The 21,992-nt window shown below is 33.0% G+C and carries 16 protein-coding genes; 14 read left to right on the plus strand and 2 right to left on the minus strand.

The window, feature by feature from the left end:
• Positions 1-129 precede the first annotated feature (129 nt).
• The 3 genes from RTP52_RS09315 to RTP52_RS09325 all read left to right on the plus strand — a co-directional run bounded on the left by RTP52_RS09315 (position 130) and on the right by RTP52_RS09325 (position 3,349).
• Complete coding sequence (locus tag RTP52_RS09315; protein WP_312370773.1) at positions 130-771, plus strand: lactate utilization protein; 642 nt, start codon at positions 130-132, stop codon at positions 769-771.
• A 50-nt stretch (positions 772-821) separates the two neighbouring features.
• Positions 822-1,745, plus strand: a complete 924-nt coding sequence (locus RTP52_RS09320; RefSeq protein WP_312370776.1) for a DUF1848 domain-containing protein — start codon at positions 822-824, stop codon at positions 1,743-1,745.
• A gap of 194 nt (positions 1,746-1,939) precedes the next feature.
• The gene (locus tag RTP52_RS09325; protein WP_312103736.1) at positions 1,940-3,349 is read left to right on the plus strand and encodes an MFS transporter; all 1,410 of its coding nucleotides are present in this window, start codon (positions 1,940-1,942) and stop codon (positions 3,347-3,349) included.
• A 349-nt stretch (positions 3,350-3,698) separates the two neighbouring features.
• On the opposite strand, the gene RTP52_RS09330 is transcribed toward RTP52_RS09325, so the two are convergent.
• Together RTP52_RS09330 and RTP52_RS09335 are read right to left on the minus strand one after the other, a co-directional pair.
• Positions 3,699-5,627, minus strand: a complete 1,929-nt coding sequence (locus tag RTP52_RS09330) for a hypothetical protein (RefSeq protein ID WP_312370779.1) — start codon at positions 5,625-5,627, stop codon at positions 3,699-3,701.
• A 13-nt stretch (positions 5,628-5,640) separates the two neighbouring features.
• On the minus strand, positions 5,641-7,719 hold the full coding sequence (locus RTP52_RS09335) for an efflux RND transporter permease subunit (RefSeq protein WP_312370782.1): 2,079 nt from the start codon (positions 7,717-7,719) through the stop codon (positions 5,641-5,643).
• Between the two features lie 224 nt (positions 7,720-7,943).
• Between RTP52_RS09335 and RTP52_RS09340 the strand changes: the two genes are divergently transcribed.
• The 11 genes from RTP52_RS09340 to RTP52_RS09390 all read left to right on the plus strand — a co-directional run bounded on the left by RTP52_RS09340 (position 7,944) and on the right by RTP52_RS09390 (position 21,972).
• The gene (locus tag RTP52_RS09340) at positions 7,944-8,582 is read left to right on the plus strand and encodes a TetR/AcrR family transcriptional regulator (protein WP_312103728.1); all 639 of its coding nucleotides are present in this window, start codon (positions 7,944-7,946) and stop codon (positions 8,580-8,582) included.
• A gap of 273 nt (positions 8,583-8,855) precedes the next feature.
• Positions 8,856-10,712: a hypothetical protein gene (locus RTP52_RS09345; protein WP_312370784.1), complete on the plus strand. Its 1,857-nt coding sequence runs from the start codon at positions 8,856-8,858 to the stop codon at positions 10,710-10,712.
• Positions 10,713-10,939: 227 nt separating this feature from the next.
• The gene (locus tag RTP52_RS09350; protein WP_312370785.1) at positions 10,940-11,329 is read left to right on the plus strand and encodes a hypothetical protein; all 390 of its coding nucleotides are present in this window, start codon (positions 10,940-10,942) and stop codon (positions 11,327-11,329) included.
• Positions 11,323-12,555: an apolipoprotein N-acyltransferase gene (gene lnt / locus RTP52_RS09355; RefSeq protein ID WP_312370887.1), complete on the plus strand. Its 1,233-nt coding sequence runs from the start codon at positions 11,323-11,325 to the stop codon at positions 12,553-12,555. The genes RTP52_RS09350 and lnt overlap by 7 nt, the downstream gene beginning before the upstream one ends.
• A 224-nt stretch (positions 12,556-12,779) precedes the next feature.
• Positions 12,780-13,064, plus strand: a complete 285-nt coding sequence (locus tag RTP52_RS09360) for a hypothetical protein (protein WP_312103723.1) — start codon at positions 12,780-12,782, stop codon at positions 13,062-13,064.
• Positions 13,057-13,959: a hypothetical protein gene (locus RTP52_RS09365; protein ID WP_312370786.1), complete on the plus strand. Its 903-nt coding sequence runs from the start codon at positions 13,057-13,059 to the stop codon at positions 13,957-13,959. The genes RTP52_RS09360 and RTP52_RS09365 overlap by 8 nt, the downstream gene beginning before the upstream one ends.
• 134 nt (positions 13,960-14,093) lie before the next feature.
• The gene (locus RTP52_RS09370; protein ID WP_312370787.1) at positions 14,094-16,421 is read left to right on the plus strand and encodes an AraC family transcriptional regulator; all 2,328 of its coding nucleotides are present in this window, start codon (positions 14,094-14,096) and stop codon (positions 16,419-16,421) included.
• 312 nt (positions 16,422-16,733) lie between these two features.
• A complete protein-coding gene (locus RTP52_RS09375) occupies positions 16,734-17,705 on the plus strand; it encodes an ABC transporter permease (protein ID WP_312370788.1) in 972 nt (323 codons plus the stop codon).
• 12 nt (positions 17,706-17,717) lie between these two features.
• A complete protein-coding gene (locus RTP52_RS09380) occupies positions 17,718-18,635 on the plus strand; it encodes a carbohydrate ABC transporter permease (RefSeq protein ID WP_312370789.1) in 918 nt (305 codons plus the stop codon).
• Between the two features lie 58 nt (positions 18,636-18,693).
• Positions 18,694-20,367, plus strand: coding sequence for an extracellular solute-binding protein (locus tag RTP52_RS09385; RefSeq protein ID WP_312103711.1), 1,674 nt, complete (start codon positions 18,694-18,696; stop codon positions 20,365-20,367).
• A gap of 567 nt (positions 20,368-20,934) precedes the next feature.
• On the plus strand, positions 20,935-21,972 hold the full coding sequence (locus RTP52_RS09390; protein ID WP_312370792.1) for a glycoside hydrolase family 88/105 protein: 1,038 nt from the start codon (positions 20,935-20,937) through the stop codon (positions 21,970-21,972).
• Positions 21,973-21,992: the final 20 nt, after the last annotated feature.

Below are 21,992 nucleotides of genomic sequence, written 5' to 3' on the forward strand. Positions count from 1 at the left end.
TTGTAAAATATGTACTTTTTATCAAACTGATAAGGATATTATTATCATGCATACAACAAATTAGGTATGTGAATTTATTATATACCTTTCATAATTAAGATATAGTAAATAGAAAGAAGGATTTTAACAATGGATGAAAAAGTTTTATGGTATATAGAAAAGCAAGTGGAAAGGACAATTAAGAATCTAAATAAACGTAATATGGCTGGCTTTTATGTCCAAGATGAGGTTGAATTACATAACCTGTTAAATCGCCTTCTGGAAGATAATTCAGTAGTTGGTGTTGGAGACTCAATGACACTATTTGATACTGGAACAATTGATTTTTTACGACGTGGGAATTATTTATTTTTAGATAAATACAAAGAAGGAATTACGAAAGAGGAGAAGCATCAAACTTATTTGAATAACTTTTCAGCAGACACATTTTTATGTAGTACAAATGCATTAACTGAAGAGGGTGAGCTTTATAACATTGATGGCAATGGTAGTAGAGTGGCCCCTATGATATATGGTCCAAAACAGGTTATTTTAGTTACTGGAATCAATAAGATTGTAAAAAATATTGAAGAAGCTGAAAAAAGAGTTAGAAATTATGCTGCACCGATTGATGCGAAAAGACTTGGGAAAGAAACACCATGTACCACGTTAGGTTATTGTGTGGATTGTAAAAGCCCGAATAGAATTTGCAATGACTTTACGATTATTCGTGGTCAGTTTATTAAGGACAGAATAAAGGTTATAATCGTCGGGAAGCAATTAGGTTATTGATATCATAAATTTTCTATGTGATATTTTCATAAAAACGAAGGAGGTTCGTGATGATTCTTAGTGTTAGCAGAAGAACGGATATTCCCAATTATTATATGGAATGGTTTCTTGAGCGTTTAAAAGAAGAGGTGGTTTGTATCAAAAATCCATATAACCCTCATCAAATTAGTAAGATTCCATTAAGAAAAGAAGATATTGATTGTATTGTTTTTTGGACAAAACACCCACGTGGATTGATTGAGCATATAAGTGAATTAAATGAATTTATGTACTATATTCATTTTACGTTGTCAGGGTATGGGAAGGATATTGAACCTTCCCTACCTGATAAACGTACAGTTCTTATTCCGCAGTTTCTTTATTTAGCAGAAAAACTTGGAAAAGAACGAATGGTTTGGCGTTATGATCCAATTATGATAAATGGGCGGTATACAGTAGAATATCATAAAAAAGCTTTTAAACAAATAGCGACTGCACTGGACGGTGCGACCAATCGAGTGGTCATCAGTTTTTTAGATTTATACCGTAAGATGAAGAAGCGTGAGAATAAAAATGATCCTTTTCGCGAGGTTACCAAAGAAGAAATATATGAACTATCTACTGAATTTGTAAACATTGCCAAGCAACATCATATGACGGTTATGACTTGTTCGGAAGAAATATCATTAGACTATCTTGGAATAGAGCATGGTTGCTGTATTGATAAATCAAAGATTGAAGAGCTTGTAGGTTATAAGTTAAAGGCAAAGAAAGATAACAATCAAAGGGTAGCTTGTGGTTGTATGCAAAGTATTGATATTGGGAGTTATGATACATGTCCAAGTGGTTGCATCTACTGTTATGCAACGGAGACAAAAGATCATGTGGAAAACAACCGTAAGCGTTATGATATACATTCGGAATTACTTTGTGATTCTATTTCAATCACGGATAAAGTTACGATACGAAAGGTTACTTCTTTTAAGGAATTGTAATAGAATATTTAGGTTTTTACATGACAAAAAAGTACGTTTTCAAAACATTTCTTTGTCATAAAAAATGTTTAACTTTGTTACTATTTTGATTGTTATTCTATAAAATTCATGGTATTCTATGCTTAGAACATCACATTCACAAAAACAGAATATTTTTGATAATTTGCTAGAATTTAGTGTGCATGGGGGTAGCAATGAATAACTTGATGGTAATGTCAAAATTCCTGCTGGGTAAATTACGAAGGGTCTATTTTATGGCTTTGCCAGAAAATAAGCAGGACTTAAAGAGAAGCAGAATGTGGTACACGGTAGGAGATTCTGCGAATCAAACAATGATGCAGCTTGCTGGTGGTACATTTATTGTAACGCTGATGTCTTATGTTGGAATTTCGGATGCTAATATAGGTATTCTAACATCGCTTGCCAGCTTGGCAGCAGTGTTTCAGCTGATGACGATGAGATTTGTTAATAGGCTACCAAAATATAAATTTTATGTTTGCCTTACAGTACTACAAAAATTAGCTTTTTCACTAATTTACTTTATTCCACTGTTTACGTTAAGCGAGCGGGCAAAGGTAATCTGGGTTGTGTTAGGATATTTTTATGCGCAGATTTGTACCCAGATAGGAACACCAGCGAGTCAAGATTGGATAGCAAGTCTTGTACCTAGTCGATTACGTGGACGGTATTTTGCAATAAAAGATTCCGTAGCAGTGTTTGTTGTAGCAACAGTTATGTTAATCGCTGGAATTATACTGGATTATTTTAAAAATGGGCATTTAACCATTGGATTTGTATTGATTGGTATTATGATAGCAATATTAGTTATCGTAAACCTGGTGGCATTCAGTTTTATGAAAGAGCCAAGGCTATCCTTAACAAATGAAGATGGATATGAGATGCATGGTAATTTAGCAAAACGGGCAAAAACAGTACATAAAATTGATAGTAATGATAGTATGATGTCAGAATTAAAATTTGCGTTTGGAAATCGATACTTTCTCAAAGCATTATGTTTAAATTGTTTATGGATGACATCCTTTTACATAGCAGCACCGTTTAACTCTAGTTACCAGATTAAAGAATTAGCATTACCATATACTTTTATTATGATAATTGGGTTTTGTTCGAATCTTTTTCGAATCTTTATTTCACCAAAAGTCGGACGTCTTGCTGATCGATTTGGTATGGCAAAAATATTTAAATATTCCTTACTTGGGTTATTATTAAATTACTTTTTGACAGCTTGTTCACTTCCTAGCAATGCCTATATTATGATACCGATTGCTGCATTTTTCTCTGCGTGTGGGTGGTCCTTTATAGGTATTGGTTTATTTGGAATCCAACTTGAATTCTTGGATGAAAAGAAACGAATGATTCAGCTTAGTCTTTTATCCTCAATTTCTGGTGTTTATGGTTTTCTTATATCTTACCTAGGTGGAAGACTATTAGATTATTTTCAAAGAAACCCTCTTGTCATATTTCAGAGGGAGTTATATGCACAACAAATTTTAAATACAATCGGTGTTGCATTATTACTTGTTACATTTAGTTATACAAAGTTTATGATACAAGGACAATCGCCAAAAAAACAAGGACGGTAATAGAGTCTATTGATTGGTAATCGTAAGTAATAGTAAATATGAAGAATTGTAAATGCAAAGTAATAGGAAACATGAAGAGTCGTAATTGCAAAGTAATAGGAAACATGAACAGTCGTAATTGTAAAGTAATACAAATTAAGAATAATAAAAAAAGGTATGAAACCAAGATTCTAAAATGGTTTCATACCTTTTTTAGTTCAGTGTATCTAGCGAAGCTGGATCACTGGGGGATTACTAGCTGCTTGAAATTATAATATCGTTATTTAAAACTATTTTCTTTCATACGATTTAACAAAATTACCCCTATTTTATTTTGATACAATCTATTAACCCTTATTTATTAACTAAATTACTGGATTTCAACTATAAACTTTACAGTACCATCCATATTATCGGTTAGACTAGTAAAGGATTTATAATTCTCACCTTTTTCGATTAAATCATCTAATTTTCCTTGAAATACAGATACTGTATCATTATATTTATTATAAATTTCTTTTATTCCTTCTTCATAGAATTTATTCATTCCATCAGATAATTTCTTTCCACCAATCGTAAGATCACCAACTGCATTAGTCATTAATCCTGTAGAATCCTTTAATTTTGCAGAGCCATTTGTTAAGGAAGAGGTAGCACTTTCTAACTGCGTTACTCCAGTATACAATTGGTCAATACCTGCTTTTAATGCTTTGGAACCGGTATTTAAAGAGGTTAGACCTGCCTCTAAAGCTTTGCTACCAGCTGTAAGTTTTGATAATCCAGTTTGCAATTTTTCCTGTGCATTGTCTGTGGAAGTACAACCTTGATATAAAGTTTCTGCACCTTGAGATATTTGAGTCACAGCTCCATTTAATTTATCAAGATAAGCACTTAATGTTTTACCGCTTGTTATTAGGCCTTCTGCAATTTGACGTTGTGCAACTGTATTTTTTTCTAAAGCTGCGATAATATTTGCATCAGCATTTGCTGCTTTTAATGTTGCAAGAATCTTTTCATTATTTTCGACAGTTTGTAGTAACTGTGAAAATACTGCATTTTCTTTTACTTTACCATCAACAATACCAGAAACTAATTGCTGTAAGGAAGCGAGATTTTCCTTTAGGGATTTACTTCCTGCAACTAAATTTTTAAACTCTTTGTTTAGGGTAGTAATTCCAGTGTTTGCTTGGTTTAATCCAGCATCTAAGGAGTTAGAACCTTCTAATAGGGCACTAATACCTTCGATAAGAGTATTAGATTTGGAATGTAATTCTTTCACACCACTGATAACCTGAGCTACTCCGTTGGTATATTCCTTTGTGCCATCGAGTAAAGTTGTTACTCCAGAGAAGTATTCCTCTGACTTACCTTGAAATTCGGATAGAGAGCTTGAAAGAGTTGCTGTTCCATCTCTTAATTCCTCGCAAGATTCATATAAGGTATCTATAGAGTCGGATAGTTTCGTTATATCAAGGTCATTATCTAAGTTGACATCGGTTAATAATCCGGTTGTTACTACATTAAGAAACATAATTGGATCATAATTGATAACATCGCAGTTAATTTCAATTTCTTCTGGAATTTCAATGCTTTCTAAATTGAGAGTCTCTTGTACTCCGCTTAATGCTACACCTACAATAATATATTTGTCGCCATCGGATATTACTTTAGCATTCTTTGCAGTCACATTTTTAAACATATCAGTGCTTGCTGTTGTTGTAGATAGTATAGAAAATGGTACTTGTTCTTTGCTCTGAAATTGAAGTTTTATTGTTAATGCACCGGATTTTCCAACAATGTCATTTGCGCTAACTTCTTCTCCATCAAGAATATAAGTTAGTTTCACATCGAATGGTAATTCCTTGGTTGTAGTTCCCTGGTAATAAATATCATTACCGTTTGCTTCCCATGATATGGTTCCATCCGAATTGGTTACGAATACTTCATCACCTTTAATATTTGTAATATTCTCAAGATCAGATTGATCTAGTAGTGCAGAATCGTTATTAAAATTTTTAAGCCAGTCACTTACGATTACTTGTGATACGTCAGCACTGGAATTCATTTTAACATAAACGACTTCTTCTTTTTCTGGCTTCTTATTTTCTTGCTTATTATTTAAGTTAGAAGAAGTAGTAGTACTGATGATTTTATCGATTGTATTATCATTTACATTTGCCTGAGTAGCAGCATAAGCGGTGCCCTCATTTTTAGAAAAGGTAGTACCTACATAACAGATACCTCCAACCATGGCAGTACAGAGTACACAAACAGTTGCTTTATTTAAAATTCGTTTCATAGTTATTCCTCCTTTAATTTGTTTCCTTTTTCGATAAGAAACCAATACTTGTTTTGCAGATAATGCGGTCAAAAAGCATAAACATGGAAGGTAGTATAAAGATAACAACAACCATACTAACTAAGGCTCCTCGTGCCATTAAACCACAAAGTGAACTAATCATATCAATATTCGAATACAATCCAACTCCGAAGGTAGCGGCAAAAAAGCTTAGTGCACTAACAAAGACAGATTTGATGGAAGTTTGATGTGCTATTGTAACGGATTCAATTTTACTCTTTCCATTGTAACGTTCCTTACGATATCTTGTAGTCATTAAAATAGCATAATCTACTGTTGCACCAAGTTGGATTGTTCCAATAACAATGGAAGCAACGAATGGAAGTTGTGTTCCTGTATAATATGGAATCCCCATATTAATAAAGATCGCTAACTGTATAACACTAACAAGAATAATAGGTAGTGAGATTGATTTAAATAACACTAAAATGATAAGGAATATAATAACAATGGACACGATGCTAACAGTCTGAAAGTCTGTATCTGCAATTGTAATTAAGTCCTTAGTTAAAGGCGCTTCTCCTACGACTAGGGAATCTTTACTATATTTCTTTACGATTTGATTAATTTGATCAATTTGATTATTAACTTCATCTGTTGCTACCTTATAGCTAGAGGTTACAATCTCAAGCTGATAATCATCATTTCGAACTGAGGAGAAAAGATGATCCGGTATCATAGAGATTGGTAATGCTGGACCAATAAGCTTATCAATACCTAGTGTCCACTCAATACCATCGATAGCTTGAATTTCTGACATGAGTTGATCCACATCTTTTTGTGATAAGTCGGTCTTTAATAGAAGCATAATTGTGGTATCCATATTGTAATCTTCTTTTAATTTATCATTTGCAATTACACTTTTAAGATCTTTTGGTAATGATTCATCGAGGTTATAATACACATCTGTATGGTTATTTCCGTAGATAGCTGGAATCAATAATACAACGAATGCAACAACAAAGATAAGATAGTGTTTCGTAACAAAAGTTGATAGACCCTTTAAATCTGGTAAGAAGTCTCTATGTTTTGTCTTTTCAATCCATTTATCACAAAGAAGAATCATGGAAGGAAGTATAGTTACACAGGCTATAACTCCAAAAACTACACCTTTCGCCATTACTAAACCAATGTCTTTACCAAGGGTGAAACTCATAAAGCAAAGGGCAATGAAACCTGCTACTGTTGTAATAGAACTACCTACAACGGATGAGAAAGTATTTGATATTGCATGAGACATAGCTCTGTCTTTATCGTCAGGGTAACGTAATTTGTTTTCTTCATAACTATGAAGTAGGAATATGGAATAATCCATTGTTACACCAAGTTGTAGTACGGCGCTTAGTGCTTTAGTAATATAAGAAATTTCTCCAAAGATAATGTTACTTCCTAGATTATATACAATTGCCATTCCTATACTAATAAGAAACAAAAATGGAACTAAGAAGTACTCCATGCTAATGCATAAAACAAGTAAAGATAACGCTACAGCTATCAATACATAGATTGGTGTTTCTTGATTGGAGAGGTCTCTGGTATCAGTGACAAGAGCAGACATACCGCTAATAAAAACCTGTTCTCCTGTGACCTTTCTTATTTGACCGATGGCATCCATTGTACTATCCGCAGAAGTTGTTCCATCATAAAGAACTACCATCATGGTAGAGTTCTCTGAATTAAATGCATCCTTAATCTTATCTGGTAGCATCGAGATTGGGACATCAATCGGGAACACATCATCATACCATAATACATCTTTTACATGATCAATATCCTTAATTTTTTCTTTGAGCTTTACTACGTCTTTATCAGGCATGTTTTCTACGATTACCATTGAGAAAGCTCCGATGCCAAAGTCGTTTACTAAGATATCTTGGCCTATCATCGTCTCTGTGTCCTTTGGTAGGTATGTAAGAACATCGTAGTTAATTCTAGTGCATATCATACCGATAAAAGACGGAATTAGTAGTAGTATACCAAGCACCAAAATTAATTTTTTGTGTTTGGTAACAAACTTACCAAATCTTATCATATTTTCATCCTCCATTCTTTAAAAATGACTGCTGGTCATTTATCATTGATATGTTATAACACAAAAATGACCGATGGTCAATATCGAAGTTTAATTTTAATGAAAACTTAATGAAAACCAAGCTATTGATGTTTCAAATGTTCTGTGCTAGTATAAAGATAATTAATCGGTAGACAATAGTGTCGATAATAATTCCCCATAGATAAGAAAGGGGTTGAGTGCTGATGGGAAGAGTAACGGAAAATAAACAAGCAAAACGAAATTCAATCTTTCATTCTTCGTTTGATTTGTTCCGGACCAAAGGTTTTTTTCAGACATCGATCTCGGATATCGTAACAAAGGCTGGAGTTGCCAAAGGTACCTTTTATCTCTATTTTAAGGACAAGTATGATTTACGAGACAAGCTTATTGCATATAAAGCAGGAACTTTGTTTCATGCAGCTGAACTTAACTTAAGTAAAACAAATATTAAAGATTTTTCGGAACGTTTGATATTTATAGCAGATCAGATTATTGATAGGCTAGCTTTAGAACCAGATTTTCTAAAATTTATATCAAAGAATTTAAGCTGGGGCGTATTTAAGACTGCATTGTTAAAAGGACATGATACCGGAGAAACAGATTTTTATAATGCGTATTTACGTATGGTCGAGGAAAGCCCTTATGAATTTAAGAATCCAGAAATTATGTTATTTATGATTGTTGAATTAGTAGGTTCAAGCTGTTATAGTTGTATTCTTGAGGATGAACCATTACCGATGGAAGAGTATAAACCATATCTTTACGATGTAATTCGAGGGATCATTCAGATGCAGATAGTTCGAAAAAAATCTAGCAAAGAGATCATAGATCATAGACATTAAATGTTAAAATTTATTAATGAGAAAGGCTTTGTAGATAGTACGGAGATATCATTCGGACTATGTAACGAAGCCTTTTTGTTATGTAAAAAGCTTATAGAGAAGTTATTGTAATTATAATAAAATTTATATTTCTAACAGAATTTGTTCATAGTATTTTGGTCCAAAATTTGTTATGATATCCAATGTTGGGTTAATTTTGATTAACTTACCATAGTAAACTACCTTAGATAACTTACCAAAGGTAAATGGAAAATAAAGCACTGGGGAAACCAAATGACAAACGAGATTAAGTTACTAAATTACAATATTTCAGAACAAGATGCACATTTTTATAATGATGTAAAATACGTTACAGTAAGTTTAGAACGTGAACGTAATCAAGTATTAACAAAGTTTAAGTCAGATATATTATCGCTTGATATGATAAATATACGTGATCGTTTTCAAAAGGAATATCAAGAAATATTATATTCTATAAAAAATGAGCTACATAATCAAATGTCGCAGACTAATGTAAGCGACTTATTACAATTACTAAAGCAAATATCTTTTGAGATAGAGAATGGATATCAACAGTTAGTTATGTTAGATAACATATCTCGTAAGATGAAAGAACACTATCATCTAACTTTTTATACAATTGGTAATCTAATAAACTTTTTAGATCTATCCATGCAAATTGATATTAATACAAGGCCAACCGCAGCATGGTTTGTAGAAGCAAATTATGATGCTATTATAGAGATGATTGATTTAGCGCAAACAAAAGTTGAGGATTATATAAAATCAATGAAACGACTCGGAAAGGTCTGGAAAGAAGAGATATTTTTAAAGGAAACCCTACCTTTAGTAGAACGCTTCCAGATTGTAAAGAAGGGAGGCCTTCGTTTCCTTCATAGTTTTTATTGGAAGCAAAAGAAGCAATTCCGTTCTTTATTTATAGAAGATATAGAACTTTTAAATGAACAGGAATACGAAGTTCTATATCATAACCTTCTTATCTATCACGAGTGTAAAGCATGGTTAGAGGATGAATATAGTAAAGTTTTTAGTTTATTAGGTGAGAATTATCATAAAGAAGAGACCACGTTCTCTAGTTTAAGAAAAGAATATAATTCAATTTATCGTTTTATCCACATGTTTTCAATAGAGCTTCCGATGAGTTTTATTAAGGAACTCTTACAAGAGAATGGCATTAGAAAACTTTATGACTTAATCGAGACATTTATAAAACAAGAGAATATAGAAGGTCTGAATAAATTAGGGGATATTCCATTACCAAAATCTCTTCAGATGATAGAGCTTTCCGTTACAGAAGCTTTCGACTTATTTACGAAATTAAAAGATAATTATCAGTTACTCATTAACGATTTAGAATACATTCATTCCTTAGCCTATAAAAGAGGAGAAGGATTAACAATAGATGAACTCAGGAAATATTTTCAGCAAATTGAGCGGATCAAACAAAAAGAAGAATGGCTTTTGACGAATCAAGAAAAGATTGAGGATGCATTTGGCGGACATTATCGGAAGAACTTAACCGATTGGGAAGAAGTAAAACAATATTTAGCTTCCGTAAAAGAAACGAACCGATATGGATTTTCACTCTATACTGAGGCAATTAAACTTCAAGTAGAAGAAGGAAATGAACTTACCAATGATCATATATGGACAGTTTGCGAAGCTATTCTTCTAGAAGAACATCCGATGAAAGAGGAAATTTTTCAAAAAAGAGTTGTAAAGTTATTAGATCAAAAAAGAATTACTGCAAAACTAAAGGAAAGTATTAACTCTTATTTAGAAAATTATTTAAAGGATGGATTTGTTTTAAAAGAAGGAGTATTACAAAAAGAGGATATTACAGAATATAATCTCCGTATTCATTCACCTGAGAATGGCAGGAGAGAGATAGAGAGTATTCCAGAGTGCGAGCTATGTGCGGGAGTTTTATCTATTATCCGTGTAAATAAGGAAATTACTTTAGATGAAATTAGTAAAATAATGGCGGAGCAATTAGGATACCCGAGACGAACAAAAATGTTCCATGATGTTATTGAGGGAATTGTGAAAAAACTAAAGCAAGAGAGGAAAATCGTTCGTCATAGTGGTGGATGGCGTTTATGTAAATAATTCATTTCGTTTTATATAGTTGTTCCTATTACAGTTCACATAATTTTGGTAAGAATGGGAGAAATTATTATTGTAAAAGGTGCGAATTTCTGAGAAAAGAGCCAAGAACTTGAATAAAGCTTGTCTGTGGATGGAAGCAAATTCGTAAGAACAATAAAGCGATGGTTGTAATTCTAATTTGTGCTGTTGACCAAATTAGAAGGATTACGACAGAATAGAGGATTTATATGAATGGATTGAAATACTCTCCTAAAATGCAGACTTTTCTCTATAGTATGTTATCGGGAATATTAACTGCTTATGCATTTTTAGAAGGAAGAGCATGGTTTTTATGCTTTTTTTCTTTGATACCGCTATTTCTAGTATTCTTGCAAAACAACAAGGTGGAACTAAAAAAGCTACAGCCAATCGCTATTTTTTCCTATTCTCTATTTTATTATGGTTTGGTGTTATATTGGCTTTATCATTTATCTTCTGCTATGCCGTTTGATGGGACTACACCAGTTTTTCTACTTAGTTTAGCTATTCTTATCATTGTTTTACAAACGGGTTTGGGTTATATATTTCCTTACTTTCTTTTCGACATTTACGTACTGGTACGGCATGGGATATCGTAATAATTGCATGTCTTTATATACTTGCAGAATGGTTACAAGAATTTCTTGGAATTGTGGCGTTTCCATGGGCAAGATTATCCCTATCAGTAACACCTTGGCCATTATTTATCCAGTCTGCTTCTGTATTTGGTGGATTATTTATTTCCTTCTTATTGATATTAATAAATGGTGGATTTGCCTTCGGTATTGTGAAAGCGAGTAATCATTATTTTGGTATTTTTCATATAGCAACAGAAAGATATAGTTGGGAAAAAGAACTAATGAATCTAACTGCATATATTTTTATTGGAGTAATACTGGTTGGAAATCTTTTATTTGGAGCCATTAGAGGGAACAAATCCTTTGATGATGAAAACTCTGAGGCTATTGAAGTGCTATTAGTACAGGGAAATCATCCTGGTATTAATAAATGGCAGACTTCAACAGTTCAGATTCTAGCGGATTACATTGATTTAACTGAAGATAATGTCACAGAGAATACAAGACTTGTATTTTGGCCAGAAAGCGCGGTACCCATTTATATTGAAGAAGCTTATGAAGAGCAAAAACAGTTAATGACATTAAGTGAGAAACATAATATTAGTATTGTGCTTGGAACTTTTAACCGTAAAGAAGTAGAGGGTGAATACATTTGCTATAATGCAATGTATGTAGTAACTAAGGAAGGTATATCAAAAAATCCATATTATAAGCAAAAATTAGTACCATTTGGTGAGTACCTACCATTTTCAAAGATTTTTAGTAGAATTTCTCCTGACGTTACGTTTATGTTAATGGAGGAGTTATCTCAAACACCCGGAACAGAAACTTTTCCAGTGGAAACGGAATATGGAGATGTTGGTGGAATAATATGTTATGAATCGATATTTCCGAAGATATCAAGAGAAAGTGTTAAGAATGGAGCGCAGTTGCTTGCTGTACTTAGCAATGATTCTTGGTTTGGAGATTCTGCTGCACTTTATCAGCACCATTCACAGTCTATCCTTCGAGCAGTAGAAAATGGAAGGTATGTTGTGCGTGCGAGCAATACTGGTCTAACTTCCATCATTAATGAAAAAGGTGAAGTTATAAAAAGAGTAGATGCATTGATTGGTACAACTCTACGAGGAGAAATCAAATTTTATAACCATAAAACGATATATACGAGAATCGGTGATGTTATTGTTATACCTGGCATAGGTCTAATATTTGCTGCTATAATAAAACGAAGATTTTATCGTAGATAACAACATGTTGATATAAAAGAAATTATGTCTTCTATATAAAAATAATCTTTAATAGAGAGTTTACATGAATCTCTATTAAAGATTATTTTTTTATATAAGGGCATTTCTTCTTTAGCAAACTACTTATACAAAATTATTAGAGTAAAAATATGTATGAATTGACATAAAATCCTAAATTTCATATAATAAAGTTACGAATTCATTCGTTTGGAGGAGGAAGTATTATGTGGATATATTATGCAAGTGCTGGTATTATAGTAAGTTTAATAACATTATGCGTGATTTTGATCCTTGTAAGCAGAACAAAGAAAAAGGCACTGAATATGGTGAATCTGAAACTTCCAATAAATCAAGGAGAAGTACGTGCCTTTGGTGTACGGGAGGAGTATCTTATAACAGTTTCGGACCAATATCAGTATCTTGTTCGACATGGTGAGATTGTCGCAGTAAAAGATTTAACCAAACCAGATTCTTACAAAGAATATATGGGAGGGCAATACCATGCTTAATGTTGATAGTATAATAAAAAATGATTCTGTACTAGAACTATCGAGTACAATGGATTCGATCTACCGAACTTATCAAAAAGAGAGAGAGCAACTATTGGCTGATTATGAAATGAAAAAGAAAGAATGCCAACAGTTATTATTAGCGATTGATAATATTAGAACTGCTTATTTGGCTCCATACATTAATCAGCTATATCAAGAATTAGAAGAGTTTGGAAGTCCAAGTAAAAAACCAAATTATACGGTGCTTTTAACAGATAATTCGGTTACGAAGGACTGGAAAGATAATGAAATTAAACGTACCTATCTTATAGCTAAAAAGCGTTTATCAAAGTACAAGAAAGATTCGAATGATATAGTTACTAAATTTCTTTATGAATGGACAAGCAATAAGAAAAAATTAGAGGTAGGAAATCAAGATCTTAAAAAACTGCGAGATATGGTAGCATTACAAAAACAAGAATACTTAGAGGAAATTATAAAAATATCAGAGATAATAACAAAACTTAAGCTTTATCTTGATGTATTAATCGATCTCAAAATTAATATAAATGAGATTATTTTACCAGAAACAGAAGGGATTCATGCCTTCTTGGTAGCAAAACACATAGCAGCACAGATTGCGATAAGACAATATCCAGGAACTGTTACCTTAGAATCTATTTTAAAGCTATCCAATACACCATATGAAAAACATTATTTGTTTATAAAACAAGTTTTTCGATTTTATTCTAATTTGGTTGAACTATTGGAACACTCTATCGCTATTGATATTTGTACAAAGAGTAGTATTACACAGAAGGAGTTTTCTTGGATTCTAGAAAAAAAAGAAACTATGGAAGATTCTGTCAATAAGATGAAAAGAAATCTATTTTATATACAAAAACAGGTTTAGGGGAAAATAACCAAATAATTTTGCTTGCAATCTTAAATGAAATTAGATACACTATGCATAATCGACAAATATATACGGGAGTAAGATGCCATATTAGTTAATTTACATAAGAAAATATAATTTCGGAGGATGCAATGAAACGAATTCCGATCGTAATTCAATTAATTTTTATCTTGTTATTATTGTTTCTAATACCAACAGTAATTACCGGATATTACAGCAATGTGCAAATGATGAAGTATTCTGAAGAAGAAATTGCAAACTCAGCTATGGCTCAAATTGATACGAGCAGTTCTTATAGCGAAGCGATCTTGATGAATATTGTAAAGAACATATTACAAATGGTTGGAACCAATGAATTTAATGGATTAAAAAACATTACTACATATAAAACGCTAAACTCTGAATACAGTAAAATCAAAGTTGCCACCGGTATTTATGACCAGATGAGAGAGATTCAAAACAACAACAGAATAGTTAGCTCTATCTATTTTTGCCTTGATGGTGCTGACTACGTTATCTCAACGAACCGAGGTGTTGTTAAAAAGCAGGCTTACGAAGATATTTCATGGATTGATGAAATGGATTTAAAAGCACAGGGTTCTGCTGGATTATGGTACCCAAGAACCTATAATACTGCAACTGTCTCTGAACTGGCAAATGATAAGATGGCTGGAGAAATGAGAAATGTCATTTCTTATGTTTATCGCTTAAATAAACTCACGACATCAACAAAAGGTACGATTGTTGTAAATGTTGATGCACAACGATTAAATGAAATGTTACTGTCAAGTATCAATTCAAATGACGCGCAGGGAATATTGGTAATACCAGATGGTACGATTATATCGAATAAAGATAGCTCTAAGTTTCTTAAAAAGTTTGAGGATATGGAAATCATAAAAGAGTCTTTAGCAAACGGTATCACTACTGGTTACAAGTATCAAAAAGACACAGATCGCGCAATCTTATTAACCTATAAAAAATCACCGCAATTCCAGTGGATTTATATTAATACCTATAATATGGATACGCTGATGAGTAAATCAGATAGTGTGCGTAATGGATATACCATATTTATATCAATTATTATTGCTCTTGGGACTATTGTGGTAGTTGTATTAGCAAGAGAGTTTTCTAAACCAATGAGAAAGCTGGTTCAAAATGTGAAACAGCTCAATGGTATGGAGGGACTTGGAGTAAAAAACGAACTTTCTTTTTTAAGTGGTGCAATTGAAAAAATACAGGAGCAGGAGGGTGAATTGCATCATCTTTTAAGGGAAAAGGAAGAGGAAGCTAGAAACTTACTTCTTCATAATTTATTAACTGGAGAAGTTATTAATCAAAAAGAAATTGAAAATGTTGAAAAAGTATTTCCATACAATCATTATATGGTAGCAATACTTTCAATTGACAATACGAAACGTTATTTAGAGACGACAGGAAAAGATAAGCGAGGTATTCAACGTTTTGCCCTGCAAGAAAAGATAAAAAGGGTATTTTCTGAAGGGTATCATGTTGAATCAATGCGAGATGGTGCGGGTATGATGGCTATCATTATAAACCTGAAATCTTATGATTATGTAAAAGTTTCAAGAGAGCTATTTAATATTTTAACCGTTATACGTCAAGAAGCACAGCGTATCTTTGAAAATACCGTAACGGTTGGAGTTTCCACCGTACATAACGGGTTTGAACTCATTAATGAATGCCATGTTGAAGCACTAGAAGCTATCAAGCGCCGTATTATTGTGGGTCGAAATCAAATTATTTTCTGGAATCCACAAAAAAAAGAGAGTAACAAATATTCCTATTCTTATAATAGCGAAAAAAAGATACTAAACTTGCTATCATCGGGTGATGCGGAGAGTGCGAGGGCAGAGCTTACCAATCTTTTTGAAGATATCAAAAAGAAAGAAGAAATTTCATATGAAAATTTACTTCTGATTTTAAATCAATTAGCAGGCGCTACCGTAAAATTCATGATGGAACACAATATTAATTCCAGTAAGGTTTTTGGAAATAACACTAATTTATATCAATTGATTGGTGGAATGGATACCCTAGAGGATATAGAAGCTTATTTTGGAAAGGTTTTTGTATCCATTACAGATTATATAAAGAGTTTTCATGAAGATACATCAGAGAAAAGTTCAGAACAAATCATTAAGTATTTAAGAAAACACTATAAAGAGGAAATCGTATTTGAAGATCTTGCTGATCAAATTGGTATTAGTTATTCGTATATGAGAAAAGTGATACGAGAGGACACGGGTAACAGTTTGATAGATAATGTGAATCTTTTACGTATTGATGAGGCAAAACGATTATTACGTCACGCGGATTTGAGCCTTACTCAGATAGCAACAGAAGTTGGATACCGTAATGTACAGAGCTTGAATCGTTTCTTTAAGAAGTACGAAGGAGTGTCTCCGAGTGACTTTAAGAATAATGTAAAATAATTCAATAGTTTTATTTGTGCAGAATATCCATAAATCCAAGCTGTTAGATTGGTTTTATGGATATTTTTTTTGATTTTAGCCATCACATTTGATACTTAAAAGTCTTGATTTGGTAATTTGGACATGTCTATTTATAGATAAAAAATTGTATCATTTTCTTGTTGATACGTTCAAACACTATTAAAACAAGGTTTTTTTGAATAGTCAAAAACGATACATAGTATCAAAAGTGATTATTTACAAAGGTCTTATACCAGTTTATAGTGTGAGTATGCTAAATGAAAAAACGCACAAAACAACAAACAGAAGGAGATGGTATTTGTGAAATTTGCCAAGGCAAATAAGAGAAGCAACAGTGTAGTTCCTTTACAAATGACAAAGAGGGGCATTTTTCATTACATAAAGAAAGATTGGCAATTATATGTATTGCTATTAGTACCATTAGCATTTGCCTTAGTCTTTAAATATGGTTCTTATTTCGGATTAACCATAGCATTTAAGGATTATAAGATATTAAAAGGCTTTGGTGGTAGTGAATGGGTAGGATTTGATATTTTCCGCAAAGTATTTTCAATGAGAAACTTTGGTACTGCTGTTCGAAATACTTTGTTACTTAATGTATTAACCTTAATATTTGGATTTCCAATGCCAATAATATTAGCTCTTTTATTAAATGAAGTCAAGAATAAATACTTTAAGAAAGTAACACAAACCTTAATTTATTTACCTCATTTCTTATCCTTCGTTATTATTGGTGCAATGGCTTACCAGATTTTTGGTCAGGAAAGTGGTGTAGTTAATAACATTATTGCATCAATGGGGGGTTCTAGAATACCGTTTTTACAAGAAGATACTCACTGGCTAGTATCTTACGTAATTATTAACGTATGGCAAACAATGGGATGGGGAACGATTATTTACCTAGCAGCCATTACAAGTGTTAATCCAGAACTATATGAAGCTGCTACTGTTGATGGAGCAGGTCGCTGGGGAAAAATTAAACATGTTACACTTCCATGTATCAGAAGTACCATTGTTACTCTACTTATTATGAACTTAGGTAAGATTATGGCAGGTTCTTTTGAAAATGTTTATGCACTTATGAATGTAGCTACTCCAAAATATACAACAACGATTCCTATCCTTGTTTACCGCTTAGGCTTATCAAATGGTAAATACAGTGAGGCAACAGCCATCGGTTTATTCCAATCCGTGATTGGCCTTGCACTTGTTCTTATTTCGGATCGAATTGCAAAGAAACTTGGCGAAGATGGATTGTTATAAGGAGGAGAGCAGATGGAAGCAAAATTACAATCAAAAAAATTAGATAAAAAATTAGTTAAAAATAAAATTAGTGACAAAATAGCAGCATTTATCATCCACCTTATTTTGGTATTAACCGCACTTACTTGTGTATTACCATTTCTACATGTTTTTGCAAAATCCGTAAGTAATGAAGCTTATGTAATTGCTAATAAGGTATTTTTACTCCCAAAAGATTTTACGTTAACAGCGTATAAGAAGGTATTTGCAGATACTAGTATACTAAGATCCTTTTATGTTTCCGTAGTAGTAACCATATTATTTACAATACTTGGTATTATTATTACCTTATGCGCTGCATATCCGTTATCAAGAAAAGGCTTAAAAGGACGTTCTTTCTTTACTTTCTTGTTTATGTTTACGATGTATTTCTCCGCAGGTATCATTCCTGAATATTTATTGATAAATAATTTAGGACTTTTAGATACTTGGGCAGTGTTAATTTTACCATTAGCATTCAGTCCATATAACTTTTTAATTATGAAGACATCCTTACAAAGTACGATACCGGACAGTTTGATTGAATCAGCTCATTTGGATGGAGCAACACAATTTCAAATTCTTAGAAAGATTGTTGTGCCATTATCAAAACCGATTCTTGCAACATTATCTTTATTCTACGCAGTAGGTCGTTGGAACGCATATCAAGATGCATTGTTCTATATAAAACAGGATGTATCCTTAAGACCTCTGCAATTAAAAATGTATTACTTAGTCGTATCAGCTACAGAGTCTTTACAGGCAGCATCGGAAGGTGCAGCTCAGATTACAAATCCAGAAGTTTTAAAAGCAGCATGTATTATGTTTGCAACGTTACCAATCATCTGTATTTATCCTTTCGTACAGAAGTTCTTTGTGCAAGGTACTATGATTGGTTCTGTAAAAGGTTGATAGTTTTCCGGGTGCTCCGGATGCTATATAAATGTATTTTAAAAAGGGAGGTACAATTATGAGAAAGTCAATGAAAAAAGCAGCAGCACTCGCTTTAACTCTTGCTATGTCTACAGCATTGTTAGCAGGTTGCGGCAGCAAAGACAAATCAACTGGATCCAAGAATGACCCTACTACAGCACCTACAAAGGCAGCTGATAATAATCAAGGGTCTACAGATTCAACAAAAGCTCCAGATAGTGCATTTAAGGATTACTCTAATGGATTCGAAAAAAATGTAACCATTCAAATTCCTGTTTATGACAGAGCTTTTGAAGGATGGAATCCAACAAACAACTATTATACTCAGTGGGTACAAAAAGAATTTGGTGATAAGTATAATGTCACAGTTGAATTTGTAGCTATTGGTAGATCAACAGAGGTAACTGACTATACACAAATGTTAGCTGCTGGTACAGCACCTGATATCATTTTCCATTATGATATGCCACAGGCAATTGCATACTACGATGAAGGCGCTATGCAAGAATTAAACTACGATGAAATTGCTAACTATGCTCCTACATACTATAAGAACCTTGGAGCTACGATTGATGCTTATGGTACAATTAACGGTGAGAAGGTATTCTTCTTTGCATCCAGACCAACTGCTTATAACTGGGTTACTTTAATTAGACAAGACTGGATTGATAAAGTTGGTAAGACTATGCCTACTAACTTAACTGAATTAAATGAATTATATGCTGCTTGGAGAGATGCAGGTCTTGGAAATGGTGGAGGTACTTTACTCCAGAACAACTTCATTTATGATTATTTCTTCCGTACCTGGCCAATCGATGCAGATGAGAGAGCATTATATTCCGATCTTTCCATTGCTGCATTACCTTGGGAACCAACACATAAGTTTTTAAAGAACTTAAACTATCAATATAACAACAACTTAATTGACAAAGAGTTCTACTTAAATACAGATGATGCTTCAACAAAAGCAGACTTCGTTTCTGGTAACAGCGGTGTATATAGTTTCTATATCTCAAGCTCTACTGATGTTTTAACTTCCCTTCTAGCAAACAATCCAGAAGCAAAGGTTTCCTTATTACCAATCGCTGCTAACGTTTCAGAAGGTGGTGTTCCACAGCAACGTGGTTACTGGCCATTTGGTATGATTATGGGTATCAATTCTACTACTACAGAAGAAGAAAGAGCTGCTATATGGATGTATCTTGAATGGTTAAGTCAGCCAAATAACTTATTCTTCTTCCAAAATGGTATTGAAGGTCAAAACTATACTGTAAGTGAAGACGGTTTGGCAGTTAAGAATCCAGACTTTGCAGGAGAATCTAAACTTTCTAATAACAACAATAAAGATTATTGGTGTTTAGTAGTAGAAAGTGCACAATACGCAAATGAAGATTTAAACTACAAAGCTAATATTGCTAACTGGGCTCCAGTAGGATTTGAGTATATTATCGAAGATTCCTATAACGATTATGTTGCTAATTTAGAGTACATGACTCCAGATGCAATTTTCTTAGATACTATTCAGTCTGTTGCAGAATTTAAGTCTGATTTAAATGATCTTTTTAAAGAACTTTATGTAAAATGTGCTATGGCTCCTGAAGCTGATTTTGAAAATGTATATAAGAAAGCTTGTGAAGATTACTTAGCAGCTGGATATCAGACAATTCTTGATGAGAAACAGGCAGCTATCGCTACTGGTGGATACAACTAGGATTTTATTTAGAAATACTCCAAAAAAATTGATTATATACGAATCTACGTAGGATAAGATGTTTTTTGTAAAATACTTACGAAGATAATATTGAAATAAAATGCTACGAAGATAATATTGAAATAAAATACTTACGAAGAAAATATTGAAATAAAATACTTACGAAGAAAATATTGATAAAAAGTACTTATCAGGAAAACGTATCATATAAAAATACTTAGGAAGAAGATATGATATTTACTAAAGTAAGAATAAGTAAAAACAAAAGAGATTGTATCTAGAGGCAAAAGAGAAGGAAAGGTATCATGTACACCCGATAAAATAAAAAGAATACTGAAAAGAAAAAAGTAGGTATCCAAAAACTATTTAGTTAGAAAAGTTACTTATGGAGAGAACAAAGGAAAAAGTAATAAGTTCAAAATACCATGTAACCCTCCTGTTTTTGCAGGGGGGTTATGTGGTATCATAAAATGAATAGTAAAGTAATGTGAAAAATCCAGGATTTTTCACAGGGCAAATTTGTGCAGCCGTCCAAATTTGTAATACGGTGGCAGAATGGAGATTAATATGTTAAAAATCGAGTACGATAAAGATAATTTATTGCAAGTAATTGACCGTGTTGTGAAAAAAACGATGACAATGGATATGACATGGGATTGGCCTTGTGGGGTTGCTTACTACGGAATCAGTGAGGCTTATCGCGTTACAAAGAATGAAGAATATATCAATTTATTAAAAGAATGGACAGATGAATACATTGCACTTGGACTACCTAATTGGACAGTAAATACCTGTGCAATGGGACACTGTATGATTACTTTATACGAAGCAACAAACGATGAAAAATATTGGGATATTGTCATGAGTAAGGTTGATTATATTCGCAATAAAGCATTACGTTTTGGTGATAATGTTCTTCAACATACAGTATCCGTTAATAATGATTTCCCAGAACAAGCATGGGCAGATACTTTATTTATGGCAGCATTTTTCTTATTACGTGTAGGCGTGAAATTAAAGGATGCAGATATGATCGATGATGCTCTTAATCAGTATTATTGGCATATCCAGTATTTACAGGAGCCAAGTACAAGTCTTTGGTATCATGGTTATAACAATATTAATAAAGATCATATGTCAGGATTTTATTGGGGTCGTGCCAATGCTTGGGCAGCTTATACAATGTCACAGGTTAGTAAAAGACTTCCTGAACCATATTTATATCCAAACTATATGGAAATTGACTGCGCACTACGTGACCAACTAGCAGCTCTTAAACTCCTACAGACAAATGATGGCTTGTGGAGAACAATTCTTGATGATGAAGAGTCCTATGAAGAAGTATCTGCAAGCTGCGGAATCGCAGCAGCAATGGTTACAAATCAAAATCCACTTCACACCAAATATATTCAAAAAGCACTTGGTGGGATTCTTAAGAACATATCAGAAGATGGTAGAGTACTTAATGTTTCTGGCGGGACAGCAGTAATGAAAGACAGAGAAGGTTACCGTAATGTACCTAAGACCTGGATGCAGGGATGGGGTCAAGGTTTGGCACTTTCGTTCTTATCCGCACTTGTGGACGATAGCCAGAAATTATTTTAGTGAACTAGGGCTATCGCATG

The organism is Lachnoclostridium sp. (genome assembly GCF_031997925.1).
Lineage (GTDB): Bacteria > Bacillota > Clostridia > Lachnospirales > Lachnospiraceae > Lachnoclostridium.